Below are 19,826 nucleotides of genomic sequence, written 5' to 3'. Positions count from 1 at the left end.
GGGCATTGTTGTGCCCAGGCTGTGCCGGGCGGTGTCAGGCCGTGTGGGCCCGTGCCATCCCCAGCAGGCGGCCGAAGATCGCCTCGCCGTCGTCGGCAATGCCGTCGTGGTGGAACTCGTCCGTCTCCCAGACCTGCAGCCCGCGCACCGCGCGGGCGGTTTCCAGCGACAGGTCGCGGTCCACGTAGATGTCGTCGGTATAGACGGCGGCCGCGACCGGCACCGTGGTGGCGGCCAGTCGGTCCAGATCGTACAGCGGCGCCCAGTCGTCCTTCTCTGCCAGCAGGGCGGCGACGGCGCGCAGCGGCTCCAGCGCCGGGTCCTGCTCGAAGTACCAGGGGTAGACCATCTCGCCGGTGAGCAGCGGGGCCGGCACGTCCGGGCGGAACTCCGGGTGGTCCTGCAGCACCCGCAGCGCCGCCCAGTCCGTCGCCTCGCCCTGGCCGTAGATGGATTCGTGCATCAGCGCGTAGAGCGGGTTGGCGGCACGGGTGACCAGGCCGCGGACCTGCTCCAGGAAGGTGTCGGAGAGCCGGTCGCCGTCGGGAGTGGCGGTGAAGGCGTCCTCCAGCAGGTGGTGGAGGCCGTCCACGCGGGTGTTGCCGCCCAGGAAGGAACCCACCATCTGGAACCGCTCCACCGTCAACGGGCTGCCGTCCGGCAGCACTTCCGGCGTCTCTCGGAGGTGCCGGGCGATCCGGTTCACGGTCTCCCGGTCCTCCGGGTACCAGCCGAAGTATTCGGCGTTGCGGGCGGCGACCCGGCGGAACGTGGCCTGGTAGACCCGGTCCGCGGGGCCGGTGAGGGGAGCGAGGCCCCCGGTGATCAGCACCTCGCGCAGACCCTCCGGGGCGAAGGACAGGTAGGTCAGGGCGCAGAAGCCGCCGTAGCTCTGCCCGTAAATGGTCCACGGCGCCGCGCCGAGGGTCCGGCGGATGGCCTCGGCGTCGGCCACGATCGAGTCGGCGCGGAAGTGGGTGAGGTAGTCGGCCTGGTCCCGGTCGCTGCCGCGGAGCGGCAGGGTGTGCCGGTCCGCGGGGGAGGACAGGCCGGTGCCGCGCTGGTCCAGCATGAGAATCCGGAAGTCCTTGGCCGCGGCCTTGCCCCAGCCGCCCAGGGACGGGAACCGGTTGCCGCGGCCGCCGGGGCCGCCCTGCAGGAAGAGCAGCCAGGGCAGCTCCTGCGCCTGCTCCTCGGTGTGGTCGACGGAGACGTACTCGCGGGCGAAGACCGTGATGGTCTCGCCCGCGGGATCCGCATGGTCCAGGGGGACCTCGAAGTAGTGTTCGGTGGTGCGCATCCCCCGGTAGCTGTGCCGGCCCTTGACTACGTGCGGGACGGAGCCGGACTCGAGGACGGGCAGCGGGGCGTGCGCGGCGGGTGCCGGGGCCACAGTGTCAGCCACGGGCCGCCTCCGCGCGGGAACCGAACGCCGCCAGGGCGTCGCCGGTGAGCCGGAAGGTGGACCATTCGTCCATCGGCGCCGCGCCGAGGTTCCGGTAGAACGCGATGGAGGGTTCGTTCCAGTCCAGGACGCTCCACTCCACCCGGGCGTAGCCGCGTTCGACGGCGGTGGCGGCCAGGTGCTGCAGCAGGGCCTTGCCGTGCCCGGCACCGCGGGCTTCCGGCTTGACGTACAGGTCCTCGAGGTAGATCCCGTGGACGCCCTCCCAGGTGGAGTAGTTCAGGAACCACAGAGCGAATCCCTGAACCTCGCCCGCCTCGTTCTCGGCCATGCTGGCGAAGACCCGTGGGTTCTCCCCGAACAGCACTTCGGTGAGCATGTCAGGGGTGTTCCGGACCGCGTCCGGCTCCTTTTCGTAGATGGCCAGGTCGTGGATCATCTGCAGGATGGCGGGGACGTCGGAGGCGGCCGCGGGCCGGATTACACTCATGGACTGCAGTTTACTAGCGGCTACAGACGGTTAACGTCGGTCACGCGCACCACCGCGCTGCCGGCCTCGTCGGAGGCGGCGAGGTCCACCTCGGCGGAGATGCCCCAGTCGTGGTTGCCCTCCGGATCGTCGAAGATCTGCCGGACCTTCCAGCGGCCCGGCTCCTCGGTGATGATCAGCAGCCCGGGTCCGCGCGCGTCCGGCCCGGTGCCGATGTCGTTGTGTTCGTCGAAGTAGTCGTCCAGGGCGTCCTCCCAGCGCTCGGCGTCCCAGCCGGCGGCGCCGTCGAGCTCCCCGAGTTCGGTGGCGGCCTCGTCCGCGAAGAGCTCAACGCGGCGGAACATCTCATTCCGCACCATCACCCGGAAGGCCCGGACGTTGGATGTCAGCGACGGCGGCGGGGGAGGGGGAGCGTCGTGCGGGGTGGGCGCGGCGCCGGAGGTGAGTTCCTCCCATTCGTCCAGCAGGCTGGAGTCGACCTGCCGGACCAGCTCGCCGAGCCAGGCGATCAGGTCCTCGAGGTCCTCGCGCAGGGCGTCCTGCGGCACGGTCTGTCGGAGCGCCTTGAAGCCGTCCGCCAGGTAGCGGAGCACGATCCCCTCGGAGCGGGCCAGGCCGTAGAACTGGACGAACTCGCCGAAGTTCATGGCCCGTTCGTACATGTCGCGGATGACGGACTTGGGTGCGAGTTCGAAGTCGCCGATCCAGGGCGCGGCCTTGCGGTAGACGTCGAACGCCTCGCCGAGGATTTCGGCCAGCGGCTGCGGGTAGGTGACTTCCTCCAGCATGGCCATCCGCTGGTCATAGTCGATCCCGTCCGCCTTCATCGCGGCGACGGCCTCGCCGCGGGCCTTCTTCTGCTGCGCGGAGAGGATCTGCCGCGGCTTCTCCAGCGTCGATTCGATCACCGAGACAACGTCCAGGGCGTACGACGGCGACTCCGGGTCCAGCAGGTCCAACGCCGCCAGGGCGAAGGGGGAGAGCGGCTGGTTCAGTGCGAAGTTGGCCTGCAGGTGCACGGTCAGCCGGACCGACCGGCCGTCCGGGCCCTGCTCGGCGGCCGGGATCCGCTCGACGACGCCCGCCGCCAGGAGCTCGCGGTAGATGCCGAGAGCGCGCTTCATCAGCTTCAGCTGCGCGGGCCTCGTTTCGTGGTTCTCGGTCAGCAGCCGGCGGGCGGCCTGGAAGGGATCGCCGGGGCGTTCCATCAGGTTCATCAGCATCGCGTGCGTGACGGTGAAGCTGGAGACCAGGGGATCCGGCACGGACTCGACCAGCCGCTGGAAGGTCGGCTCACCCCAGGACACGAAGCCCTCGGGCGGCTTCTTCTTGACCACCTGGCGGAGCTTCTTCTGGTCGTCGCCGAACTTGGCGGTGGCCTTGGCCATCGCCTTGACGTTCTCGATCACGTGCTCGGGCGCCTGGACCACCACGGTGCCGGCGGTGTCGTAGCCTGCGCGGCCCGCGCGTCCGGCGATCTGATGGAATTCGCGCGAGTTCAGCAGACGGGTGCGGACGCCGTCGTACTTGCTCAAGGCGGTGAGCAGCACGGTGCGGATGGGAACGTTGATGCCCACGCCCAGGGTGTCCGTGCCGCAGATGACCTTCAGCAGCCCCGCCTGCGCGAGCTGCTCCACCAGGCGGCGGTACTTGGGCAGCATGCCCGCGTGGTGGACGCCGATGCCGTGCCGGACCAGCCGGTTCAGGGTCTTGCCGAACCCGGGCGCGAACCGGAAGCCGGCGATGAGTTCGGCGATCCGGTCCTTTTCCTCCCGGGTGCAGACGTTGATGCTCATCAGCGTCTGGGCCCGGTCGATCGCCTCCAGCTGGCTGAAGTGCACCACGTACACCGGGACCTGTTTCGTGGAGAGCAACTCCTCCAGGGTTTCGTGCACCGGCGTCTGCTGGTAGTAGAAGTGCAGCGGGATGGGCCGCTCCGCGGAGCTGACCGTGGTGGTGGGGCGGCCGGTCAGGTCGGTGATGCCGGTTTCGAAGCGGCTGACGTCGCCGAGGGTCGCGGACATCAGCAGGAACTGGGCCTGCGGCAGTTCCAGCAGCGGCACCTGCCACGCCCAGCCGCGCTGGGGGTCCGAATAGAAGTGGAACTCGTCCATGATCACGGAGCCGAGTTCGGCGGCGGAGCCCTCCCGGAGGGCGATGTTGGCCAGGATCTCGGCCGTGCAGCAGATGATCGGGGCGTCCTGGTTGACGCCGGAGTCGCCGGTGATCATGCCGACGTTCTCGGCGCCGAAGATGTCGCAGAGCGCGAAGAACTTCTCGGAGACCAGGGCCTTGATCGGGGCGGTGTAGTAGCTGCGCTGTCCGCGGGCCATCGCCTGGTAATGGGCGGCAATCGCTACCAGCGATTTACCCGAACCGGTGGGGGTGGCGAGGATGACGTTGGCCCCGGAGGCCAGTTCCATGACGGCCTCGTCCTGGGCCGGGTAGAGGGCGATTCCGCGGCTCTCCGTCCACTCGACGAAGCGGGTGTACAGCTCGTCCGGGTCCACACCCGCGCCGCCTGAAACGCGGGCGGCCGGGGCGGGGAGCTGATCTACGAGTTTCATTGCCTTCCAGCTTAGTGCCGCGGCCGTCGGGCAGGATTCCGCACCGGCGCGGCAAACACTTGAACATTCAACTGCAGCGGCGTAGTTTTAGTTGTAGCTTCAACTTATCAATTCGATCCCGGCAGAACAGAACCCCATGAAAAACCTCCTGGCACGCCTCTTTGGAAAGAAGAACCCCATGACTGACATCACCATCATCGGCAACGGCTCCATGGCCCGTGGCATTGCTACCCGCGCCCTCGCCGCCGGCCGCACCGTCGAAATCCTTGGCCGGGACGCGGACAAGGCCCGGACGCTGGCTGGTGAACTCGGCGCAGGCGTCGGCCACGGCAGCATCGGGAGCACCCCCGCCGGCGGCCTCCTCGTCCTCGCGGTTCCGTTCGACGCCGCCAGGGACGTGGTGGAGAGCTATGGCGCCGCCCTGGCCGGCAAGGTCATCGTTGACATCACGAACCCCGTCAACTTCGAGACCTTCGACTCCCTCGTGGTCGCCCCGGGCAGCTCCGCGGCCGAGGAAATTACCGCCCTGGCCCCCGCCGGTGCGCCCGTCGTCAAGGCCTTCAACACCACCTTCGCCGGAACCCTCATGACCGGCCAGTCCGCCGGGCAGCCGCTGGACGTCTTCATCGCCGGCGACGACGAGGCGGCCACCGCCGCCGTCGCCCGCTTCGTCGGCGACGCCGGCATGCGGCCCCTCGCCGTCGGACCGCTCAAGCGCGCACGCGAACTCGAAGGCTTCCAGTTCGTCCTCATGACCATGCAGGCCAGCCCCGCGTTCCCCGACTTCACCTGGGACACCGGCCTGAAGGTGACGAAGTAAATGACGGACACCTATCCGGCGCCGGTGGTGGCGACCGCAGGGTCCGAAGACCCGGAGGCACCACTCGTGGTCCTGCTGCACGGCCGGGGATCGAACGAACGCGACATCCTGGGCCTGGCCGGCGCGCTGCCCGAGGGCGCCGCCTATGCCGCCGTGCGGGCCCCCATCGTCGAGGGCGGCGGCTATGCCTGGTTTGCCAACCGCGGCATCGGACGGCCCGTGGCCGAATCCCTGGCCGGGACCATGGCCTGGTTCCGGACATGGTTGGACGGGGCCGCCCCGGCCGGCCGCCCCGTGGTGCTGGTGGGCTTCAGCGGCGGCGCCGCCTTCGCCGGCGGGCTGCTGCTCTCCGACCCGGGCCGCTACGCCGGCGCGGCCATCCTCTACGGGACGCTGCCCTTCGACGCCGGAGTCCCCGTGACCCCTGGCCTGCTCGACGGGACGCCCGTCTTCGTGGCCCAGGGCGAGCAGGACCGGGTGATCCCCGCCGAACTGCTCGACCGCACCTGGCGGTACCTGCGGGGCGAATCATCCGCGGCCACCCGCTCCCGGCGCGACCCGGGCGGCCACGCCATCTCGGCCCGCACCCTGGCGGAGCTGGGCTCCTGGATCGCGGACCTCGCGGCGGGCGCCGCGCGGACCACGGACCGTGACGCCCCGGCGGCCCCCGCCCGGGCTTAGGCTTCCCCTGGAAGAACGCTGCGGGTGAAAGAACACTGCGGTTAAAGAGCATTGCGAGGCGGGGGAACTCATGAAGTGGGATGCGGCCAAGTATGCACAGTTCGGCGACCACCGGGACCGGCCCTTCTTCGACCTGACCGGGCGGATCCGGGCCGAAGCGCCGCGGCAGGTGGTGGACCTCGGCTGCGGACCGGGCAACCTGACGGCTGCCCTCGCCGCCCGCTGGCCCGGTGCCGACGTGGTGGGTATCGACTCCTCACCGGAGATGCTGGAACGTGCGGCGGCGCTGGCCGGCGGCGGCCTCAGCTTCGAACGGGCCGACATCGCCGGCTGGCAGCCCGGTCCGGAAACCGACGTCGTGGTCACCAACGCGGCCCTGCAATGGGTCCCGGGCCACCGCGGGCTGCTGGAGGGCTGGCTGGCCGCGCTCCGCCCCGGCGCGTGGTTCGCCCTCCAGGTCCCGGGCAACTTCGATGCCCCCTCGCACGCGCTGATGCGCTCCCTGGCCGGGACGGGGGAGTGGGCCGTGCCGCTCGCCGGAGTCCTCCGGCACGACGACGTCGTGGGCCAGCCCGCCGACTACCTGAAGCTGATGCTCGATGCCGGCTGCGACGCGGACGTCTGGGAGACCACCTACCTGCAGGTGCTTCAGGGTCCGGACGCCGTCCTGGAGTGGGTTCGCGGCACCGGACTGCGGCCGGTCCTCGACGCACTCGACGGCACGGACGCCGAACGCTTCGAGGCGCAGTACGGTGCGATGCTCCGGGAGGCCTACCCGCGGGGGCCGCACGGGACGGTCTTCGAGTTCCGCAGGGTCTTCGCCGTCGCCCGCAAGCGCGGCGGTTCCCTCCTCGATTGACTGATGTGACACGCCGTGTGACAACTTCCGCTGAGTCGTAGGCATACAATGACAAAGCGGTCTGGGGGCGGCCGCGCGACTCTCCGCTTCCGGGTACCTTTCCGCCGCCAGGCCGGGGGACGGTACCGGCCCGGCGGGCGACGGCTACGACGTCCGCCATCACGCTGCGTGACCCGACGTTGGAGGTTCTATGCTGTTTGCCCTGATCAGACGGGCGCTGGCCGCGCATCGGGGCGCGGTCGCGGCCATCATCGGGCTTCAGCTGCTCCAGACCACCGCCAACCTGCTCCTTCCCACCCTGAATGCGGCGATCATCGACCAGGGGATCGTCGCCGGCGACACCCCGGCCATCCCGCGCCTGGGGGCCGTCATGGCCGCCGTCGCCGCGGTGCAGGTGGTCACGGCCCTCGCCGCAGGCTACCTCGGCGCCGTCGTCGCCATGCGGGTCGCCCGGGACCTGCGCAGCGACCTCTTCGCCACCGTGCAGACCTTCTCCTCGCAGGACATCGCCGGCTTCGGCGCGTCCAGCCTGGTCACCCGGGCCACCAACGACGTCGTCCAGATCCAGAACCTCACCCTGCTGGTCCTGACAATGCTGGTGGCGGCGCCCGCCAGCTTCGTCGGCGGCATCGTGCTGGCGGTTCACCAGGACGTGGCGCTTTCCGGCATCGTGGTCGCCGTCATCCCGCTCCTGGCAGCGATCATGTTCCTGATCGTCCGCCGGCTGATCCCGCTCTACCGGGCGGGCCAGCAGCTCATCGACCGCGCCGGCCGGACGCTGCGGGAGCAAATCATCGGTGCCAACGTGATCCGCAGCTTCGTGCGACAGGAGCACGAGATGCGGCGCTTCGGCGCGGTCAACCGGGACCTCACCCGGAACAACCTGGATTCGGCGCTGTTGGTGGCCGGGATGAATCCCCTGATCATGATCGTGGTGAACCTGTCATCCGTGGCGGTCGTCTGGTTCGGCGGGCACCGGATTGCCGCCGGGCAGATGAAGGTGGGCACCCTGGCCGCGTTCATCGCCTACATCCTGCAGATCATGATCGCGATCGTCATGGCCATGTATGTGTTCACTACGGCGCCCCGGGCTGCCGTCTGCGCCGAACGGATCCGGGCGGTGCTGGACACCGAGCCGTCCATCGCCGACCCCCGCACCGCCGTCGTCGGCGCTGCAGTCCGGACGGTCGAACCCCGCGCCGCCGCCGGGACGGTCGAGTTCCGCGACGTCGGCTTCGCCTATCCGGGGGCCGAGAAGCCCGTGCTCTCCGGGATCAGCTTCACGGCCCGCCCCGGCACCACGACCGCGGTCATCGGCGCCACCGGCAGCGGGAAGACCACGCTGGTGAACCTCCTGCCACGCTTCCTGGATCCGACGCACGGCACCGTCTTCCTGGGCGGGGCCGACATCGCCACGCTGCCCCTGGACCAGCTGCGCGGCAGGATTTCGCTGGTGCCGCAGCACTCCCACCTTTTCGGCGGGACCGTGGCGCGGAACCTCCGGGTGGGCGGGCCCGACGCCACCGACGCCGAACTGTGGGAGGCGCTGGAGGCTGCGCAGGCCGACGTCTTCGTCCGCGAACTCGACGGCGGGCTCGACGCCCCGCTCAGCCAGGGCGGCGGCAACCTCTCCGGCGGCCAGCGGCAGCGGCTCTGCATCGCCCGGGCCCTGCTCCGCCACGCCGACGTCTACCTCTTCGACGACAGCTTCTCGGCCCTGGACTACGGCACCGACCACCGGCTGCGCCGCGCCCTGCAACCCCTGCTGGCGGACGCCACCGTGCTGGTGGTGGCCGAACGGGTGGCCAGCATCGCGGACGCGGACACCATTCTCGTGCTGGAGGAGGGGCGGGTCAGCGCGCAGGGCAGCCACGACGCGCTGCTGGCCGGCTCCCCGGCGTACCGGGACATCGCCGCCTCCCAGCTGATCCTGGCGGACAGCCTGTGACCGCCGACGGCGCCGCCGACACGGCCGAAACCGACACAGCCGTCACCCCGCCGCCCCCGCCGCGGCGGCGGACGGCAGCCCGGCTGCTCGGACTGCTCCGGCCCGTGCGGCTCAGGATGGCAGGCGTCGTCGCGGCAACCTGCGGCTTCGCCGCCCTGAACGTCGCCGCACCGAAGTACCTGGGCGACGCCACCGACATCGTGGTCCGCGGCGTCATGGGCCGGGGCTTCGACGAGGCGCACCTGGGCCGGCTGCTGCTGGCGGTGTCGCTGATGTACCTCGGCGCCTCCGTCTTCAGCTGGATCCAGGGCGCCCTCACCGCCACCGCCGTGCAGCGGCTCAGCTACGGCCTCCGGGCCGCCGTCGAACGCAAGGTCCACGTCCTGCCGTCCGCCCACTTCGAGGGCCAGCACCGCGGCGACGTGCTGAGCCGGGCCACCAACGACGTCGACAACGTCTCCCAGTCCCTGAACCAACTGCTCAACCAGTTGATCATGTCCGTCCTGATGCTCACCGGGGCGCTGACCATGATGATCTGGCTCTCGCCGCTGCTGGCGCTCATAGCGCTCGTTTCCGTGCCGGTGTCCACCCTGGTCACCGTCCTGGTGGCACGCCGGTCGCAGGCGCACTTCGGCGAACAGTGGAGCAGCACCGGCGCCGTCCAGGCCCACCTCGAGGAATTCTTCTCCGGGCACGAGGTGGTCAAGGCCTTCGGCCGCCAGGAGGCCGCCGCCACGGTCTTCCGCGCCGGGAACGAGCGGCTCTACCGGGCCGCCTCCAGCGCCCAATACCTCTCCGGGATGGTGCAGCCGCTGATGCTGTTCGTCGCCAACCTCAACTACATCGCCGTCGCCGTCATCGGGGCACTCCAGGTGGCCGCGGGAACCATGAGCATCGGCGGTGTCCAGGCCTTCATCCAGTTCAGCAGGCTCTTCAGCCAGCCGATGGGGCAGATCGGCGGCATGCTCACCCTGATCCAGTCCTGCCTGGCGTCCGCCGGGCGCGTCTTCGCCCTGCTCGACGCGGACGAAATCCCCGCCGACACCGGAGAAGTCGCCGTGCCAGCCGGCACCGGCAACGCCGCCCTTCCGGCCGGACGGATCCGCTTCGAGGGGGTCAGCTTCGGCTACCGCCCGGACGCACCGGTGGTCCGCGACCTCAGCTTCACGGCCGAACCCGGCCAAACGGTGGCGATCGTCGGCCACACCGGCGCCGGGAAGACCACGGTGGTCAACCTCCTGATGCGCTTCTACGAGCCCGACGCCGGCCGCATCACCATCGACGGCGTCGACATCGCGGAGCTGCCCAGGGACGTCCTCCGGGCGGGCATCGGAACCGTCCTGCAGGACGCCTGGCTCTTCACCGGCACCATCCGGGACAACATCGAGTACGGCCGGCCCGGCGCCCCCGACGCGGACATCATCGCCGCCGCGCAGGCCAGCCACGTCGACCCGTTCGTCCGCGCCCTCCCGGACGGGTACGCCACCGTCCTCGGCAACGACGGCGGCTCGCTCAGCCGCGGCCAGCGCCAGTTGATCTCGATCGCCCGCACCCACCTGGCCGGCGGCAGCATCCTGGTCCTGGACGAGGCCACCAGCTCCGTGGACAGCAGGACCGAGCTGCAGATCCGGGAAGCGATGGCACGGCTCCGGGAGGACCGGACCAGCTTCGTGATTGCCCACCGCTTGTCCACCGTCCGGGACGCTGATCTAATTCTCGTCATGGACCAAGGACGCATCGTTGAGCAGGGCACCCACCAGGAACTGACCGGACGGGGAGGCCACTACGCCGCGCTGTGCCGCGCCCAGTTCGCCGGGCTGCCGGCCGCCGCGGACGCCCTGGAGTCCGGCCGGTGACGCCTCCCGCCGCCGGCACGGCCGCCTTTCCGGGCACCTGGAAGCCCAGCACCGCCAGCTCCGTCCCGCTGTTCGAGCAGCTGCGGCTGAACATCATCGAACGGGCCGACGACGGCACGCTCGCCCCCGGAACCCGGCTCCCCGCCGTCCGCAGCCTGGCCGCCGAGCTGGGCGTCGCGCCGCACACCGTGGCCCGCGCCTACAAGGAACTCGAGGCCGCCGGCGTCGTCAGCACCCAGGGCCGCAACGGCACGGTGGTCTGCGCGCGGGACGAGGCCTGGGGGTCCCTCGCCGAGTCCGCCGCCGACTACGCCGCCGCCGCGCGGGCCAAGGGCGCCAGCTTCGCCGAGGCGGTCCAGCTGCTCGCCGCCGCGTACGACCGCCACTGAGCGGCGTTGAGCGCCCCTGACCGGGGTGCCCTAGCACACGCACCGCCCGAATAGCGATTCGAAGAAGTTTTCGATTAGCATGGTAAGCGTGCCTAAAGCCGTAGCTGAAGAACCCGCCGTCGTTGTCCAGCCTGACGCCACCGCGCCGGAGCCCGGAAAAGCCGTGTCCCGGACCGAAGGAAAGACGGCCCGGGTGGCCACCGCGGTGCCGGAACGGCCCGACCTGTCCCGCCTGGTGGTGAAGGGCGCCCGCGAGCACAACTTGCGCAACGTTGACCTGGACCTGCCGCGCGACGCGATGATCGTCTTCACCGGCCTCTCCGGCTCCGGCAAGTCCTCCCTGGCGTTCGACACCATCTTCGCCGAGGGCCAGCGCCGCTATGTCGAGTCGCTCTCCGCCTACGCCCGGCAGTTCCTGGGCCAGGTGGACAAGCCCGACGTCGACTTCATCGAGGGCCTCTCGCCCGCGGTCTCGATCGACCAGAAGTCCACCAGCAAGAACCCCCGCTCCACCGTAGGCACCATCACCGAGATCTACGACTACATGCGCCTGCTCTGGGCCCGTGTGGGGCGCCCGCACTGCCCGGTCTGCGGCGAGCCCGTCACCAAGCAGACCCCGCAGCAGATCGTCGACCAGCTGCAGGAACTGCCCGAGGGCACCCGGTTCCAGGTCCTTGCGCCCGTGGTCCGCGGCCGCAAGGGCGAATTCGTCGAGCTCTTCAAGGAGCTCAGCGCCAAGGGCTACTCCCGCGCCCGGGTGGACGACAAGCTGGTCCAGCTCAGCGACCCGCCCAAGCTGGGCAAGCAGTTCAAGCACACCATCGAGGTGGTGGTGGACCGCCTGGTGGTGAAGGAAGGCATCCGCCAGCGCCTGACCGACTCGGTGGAGACCGCCCTGGGGCTCGCCGAGGGCCGCGTCCTGGCAGAGTTCGTGGACCTCGACGCCGATGATCCCGAGCGGATCCGCGCGTTCTCCGAGCACCTCGCCTGCCCCAACGAGCACCCCCTCGCGCTGGACGAGATCGAGCCCCGCTCCTTCTCCTTCAACAACCCGTTCGGCGCCTGCTCGGTCTGCAGCGGTATCGGCACCCGGCTCGAGGTGGACGAGGAACTCATCGTCCCCAATCCCGAGCTGTCCCTGGCCGAGGGAGCCATCGCCCCCTGGTCGATGGGCGCCGCCACGACCGAATACTGGATTCGTCTCCTCAGCGGCCTCGCCAAGGACGTCGGCTTCTCCATGACCACGCCCTGGGAGAAACTCTCCAAGGACGCCCGCCAGACCGTCCTGCACGGCAAGGACCACAAGGTGGTCGTGCAGTACCGCAACCGCTTCGGCCGGGAACGCAAGTACAGCACCGGCTTCGAGGGCGTCGTGCAGTACGTGCACCGCAAGCACACCGAGACGGACTCCGACTCGGCCCGCGACCGCTACGAGGAATACATGCGGCAGGTCCCGTGCCCGGCCTGCAACGGCGCCCGCCTGAACCCGGCGTCGCTGTCCGTGCTGATCAACGGCAAATCCATCGCCGAGGTCGCCGCCCTGCCGATGCGCGAGTGCGCCCACTTCCTGGACACCCTGGTGCTCACCGGCCGCGAGGCCCAGATCGCCAACCAGGTGCTCAAGGAGATCCAGGCCCGCCTGACCTTCCTGCTGGACGTCGGCCTCGAATACCTGAACCTGGAACGGTCCTCCGGCACCCTCTCCGGCGGCGAGGCCCAGCGCATCCGCCTGGCCACCCAGATCGGCTCCGGCCTGGTGGGCGTGCTCTACGTCCTCGACGAGCCCTCGATCGGCCTGCACCAGCGCGACAACCGCCGCCTCATCGAAACCCTCACCCGGCTCCGGGACCTCGGCAACACCCTGATCGTGGTCGAACACGACGAGGACACCATCCACGAGGCCGACTGGGTGGTGGACATCGGACCGGGCGCCGGCGAGCACGGCGGAAAGGTGGTCCACTCCGGCTCCTACCAGGACCTGCTGAAGAACACCGAGTCCCTCACCGGCGACTACCTGTCCGGCCGGAAGGCCATCGCGGTGCCGAAGAAGCGCCGCAAGTACGACAAGAAGCGCGAGCTGAAGGTCGTCGGGGCCAAGGAAAACAACCTCCTCAACGTAGACGCCTCCTTCCCGCTGGGGCTCTTCACCGCAGTCACCGGCGTCAGCGGCTCCGGCAAGTCCACGCTGGTCAACGAGATCCTCTACAAGGTCCTCGCAACCAAGCTCAACGGCGCCAAGCAGGTGGCCGGCCGGCACAAGACCGTGCAGGGCCTCGAGCACCTGGACAAGGTGGTCCACGTCGACCAGAGCCCCATCGGCCGCACGCCCCGGTCCAACCCGGCCACCTACACCGGCGTCTTCGACCACATCCGGAAGCTCTTCGCCGAGACGACGGAGGCCAAGGTACGCGGCTACCTGCCCGGCCGGTTCTCCTTCAACGTCAAGGGCGGCCGCTGCGAGGCGTGCTCCGGCGACGGCACCCTGAAGATCGAGATGAACTTCCTGCCGGACGTCTACGTCCCGTGCGAGGTCTGCCACGGCGCCCGCTACAACCGGGAAACGCTCGAGGTCCACTACAAGGGCAAGACCATCGCGGACGTGCTGAACATGCCGATCGAGGAGGGCGCGGAGTTCTTTGCCGCGTTCTCGCCGATCGCCCGGCACCTGCGCACCCTGGTCGACGTCGGCCTCGGTTACGTGCGGTTGGGCCAGCCCGCCACCACCCTCTCCGGCGGCGAGGCGCAGCGCGTCAAGCTCGCGGCGGAACTGCAGAAGCGCTCCAACGGCCGCAGCGTCTACGTCCTGGACGAGCCGACCACCGGCCTGCACTTCGAGGACATCCGCAAGCTCCTCATGGTGCTGCAGGGCCTCGTGGACAAGGGCAACACCGTGATCACCATCGAGCACAACCTTGACGTGATCAAGAGTGCGGACTGGATCGTGGACCTGGGCCCCGACGGCGGCTCCGGGGGCGGGCGGATCGTCGCCTCCGGCACCCCGGAACAGGTCGCCAAGTCCAAGGACAGCCACACGGCGGCGTTCCTCGCCGAAATCCTCGGCTAGCCCCTTCTCGACGCATCAAGAGGCTGTCGACGCGCATATGCCCTGCCGCACCCGAAATTCCTGGTGCGGCAGGGCATGTGTGCGTCGAGCGACAACCGTGGCAGCGTGCCGCACGGGAGCCGGCCTCCGGTTAGCCGTTCGTTTGGACGAATTTCGGCCTTCCCGGCCCTCGTGAGAAACTAAGGCCCGTGATGCCTACCCCCGTGCCCGTGATCTTCGACCTGGACGGCACCCTGGTCGATCCGGCCGGCGGCATCACCGGGGGCATCGCCGCCGCCCTGCGGCAGCTCGGGATGCCCGTCCCGGGCCCCCCCGACCTGGACGCGATGGTGGGGCCCAAGCTCAGCCACTCCCTGCTGGAGATCGCCGGCGTCCCCGCCGACCGGCTCGAGGACGTCATCCGGCTCTACCGGGCGCACTACCTCGCCGAGGGCATCGCCCGGAGCCGGGTCTACGACGGGATCCGCGAACTGCTGGAGTCCTTCGCCGCCGACGGCCGGCCCGCCGCCGTCGCCACCCAAAAACCCGAGCACCTGGCCCGGATCGTCCTGGACCACCACGGCCTGACCGGTTTGTTCCACACCATCCGGGGCTCCGCCGCGGACGAGTCCGCCTCCGCGCACGGACCGGCCGGGAAGGCCGGGATCGTCGCCGCCGCCCTCGCCGACCTCGGCACCGGGCACGCCGTCATGGTGGGGGACCGGGCCCAGGACGTCGCCGGAGCGGCTGCCAACGGTCTGGAGTGCATCGGGGTAGGGTGGGGTTTTGCGCTCGACGGCGAACTCGCCGGGGCGGGCGCGGTGGCGGTCGTGCACAGCACCTCCGACCTAACCGACACGATTACCCGGCTGGACGCCGTCCGGACCGGTGCCCTGCAGGCCCTGAACGAGGTGCACACCGATGGCAATGTTTGACGCGATCCGCTGGACCACGCGGGGGCTGGTCAGCTCGACCTGCCGCCCCACGGTCATCGGACTCGAGAACGTCCCCACCACGGGACCGTTTATCGTGGCGCCGAACCATCTGTCCTTCCTGGACAGCGTGATCGTCCAGGCCCTCATGCCGCGGCCGGTGGCGTTCTTCGCCAAGGCCGAATACTTCACCACCAGCGGCGTCAAGGGCCGCCTGATGAAGGGCTTCTTCGAGGCCGTCGGTTCCATCCCGGTGGAGCGCGGCGAGCAGGCCGCCAGCGTGCAGGCACTCAAGACGCTGCTGGACATTCTCGAAGCCGGCAAGGGCATCGGCATCTACCCCGAGGGCACCCGCTCCCGCGACGGCATCCTTTACCGCGGCCGCACCGGCGTCGGCTGGCTCGCCCTGACCACCGGGGCCCCGGTCATCCCGGTGGGCCTGATCGGCACCGAGAACCTGCAGCCGGCGGACAGCAACAAGGTCCGCCCGCAGCACTTCACCATGAAGGTGGGGGAGCCGCTCTACTTCGAGAAGACCGGCCCGGACCACTCGCTCCCGGCCCGGCGCCAGGTCACCGACAAGATCATGGACGCCATCGCGGAGCTGAGCGGCCAGGAACGCGCGACCACCTACAACCAGAGCAAAACCGTCGAGTAGCGCCCGCCTGCGGGAAGACGGCTTGCGGAAGACGGTGTGCGGGAGCGGGGCGTACCGCTCAGTAGAATGAACTAGTGGCACATCCAGCGAGTTACCGCCCCAAGACCGGGGAAATCCCCACCAATCCGGGCGTCTACCGTTTCCGGGACCCGCACGGCCGGGTCATCTACGTCGGCAAGGCCAAGAACCTCCGCTCCCGGCTGAACTCGTACTTCGCCAACCCCGCGGGACTTCTGCCCAAGACCCACGCCATGGTGCACACCGCCAGCAGCGTGGAGTGGACGGTCGTCGGCAGCGAGCTGGAATCCCTGCAGCTCGAATACACCTGGATCAAGGAATTCAAGCCGCGGTTCAACGTGATGTTCCGCGACGACAAGAGCTACCCCTACCTCGCGGTCACCATGTCGGAAAAGTATCCGCGCGTGCAGGTGATGCGCGGCGACCGGCGCAAGGGCACCCGCTACTTCGGCCCCTACACGGCCGGCGCCATCCGCGACACCATGGACACGCTGCTGCGCGTCTTCCCGGTCCGCAGCTGCAGCCCCGGGGTATTCAAACGCGCCGAGGCCAGCGGCCGGCCCTGCCTGCTCGGCTACATCGACAAGTGCTCCGCCCCCTGCGTCGGCCGCATCTCCCCGGAGGACCACCGGGTCCTGGCCGAGGACTTCTGCGCCTTCATGGGCGGCGAAGCCAAGCGTTTCGTCTCCCGGCTGGAAAAGGACATGGCCGCCGCCGTGGCCGAACTGGACTACGAGCTGGCCGCCCGGGTGCGCGACGACATCACCGCCCTGAAAAAAGTATTCGAACGCAACGCCGTCGTCCTCGCCGAGGACACCGACGCCGACGTCTTCGCGCTCTACGAGGACGAGCTGGAGGCGGCGGTTCAGGTCTTCCACGTCCGCGGCGGCCGGATCCGCGGCCAGCGCGGCTGGGTGGTGGAAAAGGTCGAGGACTCCACCACCCCGGACCTCGTCGAACACCTCCTGCAGCAGGTCTACGGCGCAGAGGGCGAGGTTCAGGGCCGGCTTCCGCGCGAGGTACTGGTCCCCGCCGAACCCAGCAACGCCGAGGAGCTGGCCCAGTGGCTCAGCGGCCTGCGCGGCGCCCGGGTGGACATCCGGGTCCCGCAGCGCGGGGACAAGGCCACACTGCTCTCCACCGTCCGGGATAACGCCGAACACGCCCTCAAGCTGCACAAGTCCCGCCGCGCCGGCGACCTGACCATGCGGTCCCAGGCGCTGAACGAACTCCAGGAGGCCCTGGACCTGCCGGTGGCCCTGCTGCGGATCGAATGCTTCGACATCTCGCACGTCCAGGGCACCAATGTGGTCGGTTCCATGGTGGTGGTCGAGGACGGCCTGCCGAAGAAGTCGGACTACCGCAAGTTCTCCGTCACCGGCCCCGCCGCCAACGACGACACCGCGGCCATGCACGACGTCCTGACCCGCCGCTTCCGCAACTACCTGCAGGAGCAGGCTGTCACCCCCGGCTCGGAGCCGGGCTCCGGCCCGCTGGCCGCGGCCCAGGCCGCCGCCGTCGCCCCCGCCGCCGCGCCCCTGTCCGCCGCGCCCGGCTCCGGCCCGGTCACCGACACCACGACGCCGGCGCCCAAGGCGAAGTTCGCCTACCCGCCGAACCTCGTCGTCGTCGACGGCGGCAAGCCCCAGGTCAACGCCGCAGCCAAGGCCCTCGCCGACCTCGGCATCCAGGACGTCTACGTCGTCGGCCTGGCCAAGCGGCTCGAGGAGGTGTGGCTGCCGGACAGCGACTTCCCGGTCATCCTGCCCCGCGCCTCCGCCGGGCTCTACCTGCTGCAGCGGATCCGCGACGAGGCCCACCGCTTCGCCATCACCTTCCACCGGCAAAAGCGCGGCAAGGCCATGACCGTCTCCGTGCTCGACGGCGTGCCCGGCCTCGGCGAATCCAAACGCAAGGCCCTGCTGAACCAGTTCGGCTCGGTCAAGAGCATCAAGGCCGCCAGCGTCGAGGAGCTCACCGCGGCCAAGGGCATCGGTCCCGCGCTGGCCGCCGCGATCGTGAAGCATTTCGACGCCGGCGACGGCGGGGACGAGCCCGCCGCGCCCGCGATCAACATGACCACCGGAGAAATCCTGGAAACTTAGCCCGGGCCGGCAAATTTGGCTAGGGTTAGAGGCTGATGCACGACGCGCGGCCGGCAGCACTTGCCCCGCGCGCCGTGCCGACGGCAGAGCAGACAGCAGAGATGGGGCACGACCGATGACAGAGTCACCTGCGGGAACCGGAGCAGAGGACGACCTGACCCCGGTGAAACCCGTCGAGGGGGAGCTGCTGGTGGTCACCGGCATGTCCGGCGCCGGGCGCAGCACCGCCTCCGACGCGCTCGAGGACCATGGCTGGTACGTGGTGGAAAACCTCCCGCCGCAGATGCTGGGCACCCTCGCGGAGCTGGTCTCGCACGCCCCGGGCTCCATCTCCAAGCTCGCCGTCGTGGTGGACGTCCGCAGCAAGGACCTGTTCGCGGACATCCGCGCCGCGCTGCGCAACCTCGAGGCCAGCGGCGTGACCTTCCGGGTGCTGTTCCTCGACGCCAGCGACGACGTCCTGGTCCGCCGCTTCGAGCAGGGCCGCAGGCCGCACCCGCTGCAGGGCGGCGGCCGGATCCTCGACGGCATCTCCGCCGAACGGGAACTGCTCCGCGAGCTGCGCGAGTCCTCCGACATCGTCCTGGACACCTCCCCGCTGAACGTCCACGGCCTCGCCACCGCCATCACCGAACTCTTCAGCGAGACCGGACCCGTGGCGCTCCGCCTGAACGTCATGAGCTTCGGCTTCAAGTATGGCCTGCCGGTGGACGCGAACTTCGTCGCCGACGCCCGCTTCATCCCCAACCCGCACTGGGTCCCGCAGCTGCGCCCGCACACCGGGCTGGACAAGGACGTCAGCGACTACGTGCTGGAGGCCGAGGGCGTCAGCAACTTCGTGGAACGCTACGTGCTGGCCCTCGAACCGGTCCTGGACGGCTACCGGCGCGAGAACAAGCACTACGCCACGATCGCCGTCGGCTGCACCGGCGGCAAGCACCGCTCCGTCGCCGTTGCCGTCGAACTCTCCCGTCGGCTGGCCCAGTACCCCCGGGTCACGGTCACCACGACCCACCGGGATCTGGGCCGCGAATAATGGCGCTCCTCACCGGCCCCCTGCCCCTGGTCCCGGCCGCCAGCGCCGCCTCCGCCGGCCAGCAGGACAAGGGCCCCTCCGTCGTTGCGCTCGGCGGCGGCCACGGGCTCGCCGCCTCGCTCTCCGCGCTGCGCCTGCTGACCTCCGAACTTACCGCGATCGTCACGGTCGCGGACGACGGCGGCTCCTCCGGGCGGCTGCGCGAGGAGTACGGCGTGCTGCCCCCCGGCGACCTGCGGATGGCCCTCTCCGCCCTGTGCGACGACACCGACTGGGGCCGGACCTGGCGCGATGTCATGCAGCACCGCTTCAAGCCCGGCCGCGGCACGGGCGGCTCGCTCGACGAACACGCGATGGGCAACCTGCTGATCGTGACCCTCTGGGAACTTCTCGGCGACACGGTGGCCGGGCTGCAGTGGGCCGGCGCCCTGCTCGGCGCCCGCGGCCAGGTGCTGCCGATGTCCACCACCCCGCTGACCATCGAGGGCCAGGCCCTGGTCCCCGGACCGGACGGCACCCCCGTCCTGGAAACCATCCGCGGCCAGGCCCGCTGCGCCGTCGCCGGCACCCTCGAGGCCGTGAAGCTGCTGCCGGAGGCGGCCCCCGCCTGCGTCGAGGCGCTCACCGCGATCGAACTCGCGGACTGGGTGGTCCTCGGCCCCGGGTCCTGGTACACCTCCGTGCTGCCGCACCTGCTGCTGCCGGAGATGCGCAGCGCGCTCTGCAACACCGAGGCCCGGCGCTGCCTGACCATGAACCTGGCAACCAACACCAAGGAAACCGCCGGCATGTCCGCCGCGGACCACCTCCGGGTGCTCCGGGACTACGCTCCCGACTTCACCGTCGACGTCGTCCTCGCCGACCCCGCCTCCGTGCCGGATGTCGCCGACTTCGAACGGGCCGCCGCGATGCTCGGGGCCGAGGTGGTCTTGGGTAAGGTTAGGGCGTCGAGCCGCCGGCCCGTGCATGATCCGCTGCGCCTGGCGACGGCGTACCACGACATTTTTGGAAACAGGTAG

Annotated in this window: 15 protein-coding genes; 12 read left to right on the top strand and 3 right to left on the bottom strand. The window is 70.1% G+C overall.

Annotated features, from left to right (window positions below):
- Positions 1-34: 34 nt before the first annotated feature.
- The 3 genes from QWJ39_RS11385 to QWJ39_RS11375 form a co-directional block, all read right to left on the bottom strand.
- Entirely contained in the window at positions 35-1,300 is a 1,266-nt protein-coding gene (locus QWJ39_RS11385; RefSeq protein WP_290258251.1) for an alpha/beta fold hydrolase, read from the bottom strand.
- A gap of 97 nt (positions 1,301-1,397) precedes the next feature.
- Entirely contained in the window at positions 1,398-1,895 is a 498-nt protein-coding gene (locus QWJ39_RS11380) for a GNAT family N-acetyltransferase (protein ID WP_290257936.1), read from the bottom strand.
- 20 nt (positions 1,896-1,915) lie between these two features.
- Positions 1,916-4,462: a DEAD/DEAH box helicase gene (locus QWJ39_RS11375; RefSeq protein ID WP_290257935.1), complete on the bottom strand. Its 2,547-nt coding sequence runs from the start codon at positions 4,460-4,462 to the stop codon at positions 1,916-1,918.
- A gap of 178 nt (positions 4,463-4,640) precedes the next feature.
- Between QWJ39_RS11375 and QWJ39_RS11370 the strand changes: the two genes are divergently transcribed.
- The 12 genes from QWJ39_RS11370 (at position 4,641) to yvcK (ending at position 19,826) form a co-directional block, all read left to right on the top strand.
- Complete coding sequence (locus QWJ39_RS11370; protein ID WP_290257934.1) at positions 4,641-5,282, top strand: NAD(P)-binding domain-containing protein; 642 nt, start codon at positions 4,641-4,643, stop codon at positions 5,280-5,282.
- Positions 5,283-5,963, top strand: a complete 681-nt coding sequence (locus tag QWJ39_RS11365) for a serine esterase (RefSeq protein WP_290257933.1) — start codon at positions 5,283-5,285, stop codon at positions 5,961-5,963.
- A 70-nt stretch (positions 5,964-6,033) separates the two neighbouring features.
- Complete coding sequence (locus QWJ39_RS11360) at positions 6,034-6,822, top strand: trans-aconitate 2-methyltransferase (RefSeq protein WP_290257932.1); 789 nt, start codon at positions 6,034-6,036, stop codon at positions 6,820-6,822.
- 190 nt (positions 6,823-7,012) lie between these two features.
- Positions 7,013-8,770 carry an ABC transporter ATP-binding protein gene (locus tag QWJ39_RS11355; protein WP_290257931.1) on the top strand — a complete coding sequence of 586 codons (1,758 nt, stop codon included), beginning with the start codon at positions 7,013-7,015 and terminating at the stop codon, positions 8,768-8,770.
- Between the two features lie 116 nt (positions 8,771-8,886).
- A complete protein-coding gene (locus QWJ39_RS11350; protein WP_290258250.1) occupies positions 8,887-10,626 on the top strand; it encodes an ABC transporter ATP-binding protein in 1,740 nt (579 codons plus the stop codon).
- Positions 10,623-11,015 (top strand): GntR family transcriptional regulator, encoded by a 393-nt coding sequence (locus QWJ39_RS11345; RefSeq protein ID WP_290257930.1) that lies wholly within the window; start codon positions 10,623-10,625, stop codon positions 11,013-11,015. The genes QWJ39_RS11350 and QWJ39_RS11345 overlap by 4 nt, the downstream gene beginning before the upstream one ends.
- Before the next feature lie 163 nt (positions 11,016-11,178).
- Positions 11,179-14,079 (top strand): excinuclease ABC subunit UvrA, encoded by a 2,901-nt coding sequence (uvrA, locus tag QWJ39_RS11340; protein WP_290258249.1) that lies wholly within the window; start codon positions 11,179-11,181, stop codon positions 14,077-14,079.
- 191 nt (positions 14,080-14,270) lie between these two features.
- A complete protein-coding gene (locus tag QWJ39_RS11335; protein WP_290257929.1) occupies positions 14,271-14,993 on the top strand; it encodes an HAD hydrolase-like protein in 723 nt (240 codons plus the stop codon).
- Positions 14,980-15,648, top strand: a complete 669-nt coding sequence (locus tag QWJ39_RS11330) for a lysophospholipid acyltransferase family protein (protein ID WP_290257928.1) — start codon at positions 14,980-14,982, stop codon at positions 15,646-15,648. Before QWJ39_RS11335 ends, QWJ39_RS11330 begins: the two co-directional genes overlap by 14 nt.
- Before the next feature lie 74 nt (positions 15,649-15,722).
- A complete protein-coding gene (gene uvrC / locus QWJ39_RS11325) occupies positions 15,723-17,771 on the top strand; it encodes an excinuclease ABC subunit UvrC (protein ID WP_290257927.1) in 2,049 nt (682 codons plus the stop codon).
- 115 nt (positions 17,772-17,886) lie between these two features.
- The gene (gene rapZ, locus QWJ39_RS11320; RefSeq protein WP_290257926.1) at positions 17,887-18,807 is read left to right on the top strand and encodes an RNase adapter RapZ; all 921 of its coding nucleotides are present in this window, start codon (positions 17,887-17,889) and stop codon (positions 18,805-18,807) included.
- A complete protein-coding gene (yvcK, locus tag QWJ39_RS11315; RefSeq protein WP_290257925.1) occupies positions 18,807-19,826 on the top strand; it encodes a uridine diphosphate-N-acetylglucosamine-binding protein YvcK in 1,020 nt (339 codons plus the stop codon). The genes rapZ and yvcK overlap by 1 nt, the downstream gene beginning before the upstream one ends.

Source organism: Arthrobacter sp. YD4 (assembly GCF_030410515.1).
Lineage (GTDB): Bacteria > Actinomycetota > Actinomycetes > Actinomycetales > Micrococcaceae > Arthrobacter.
This window is presented reverse-complemented; position numbering and strand designations above follow the sequence as displayed.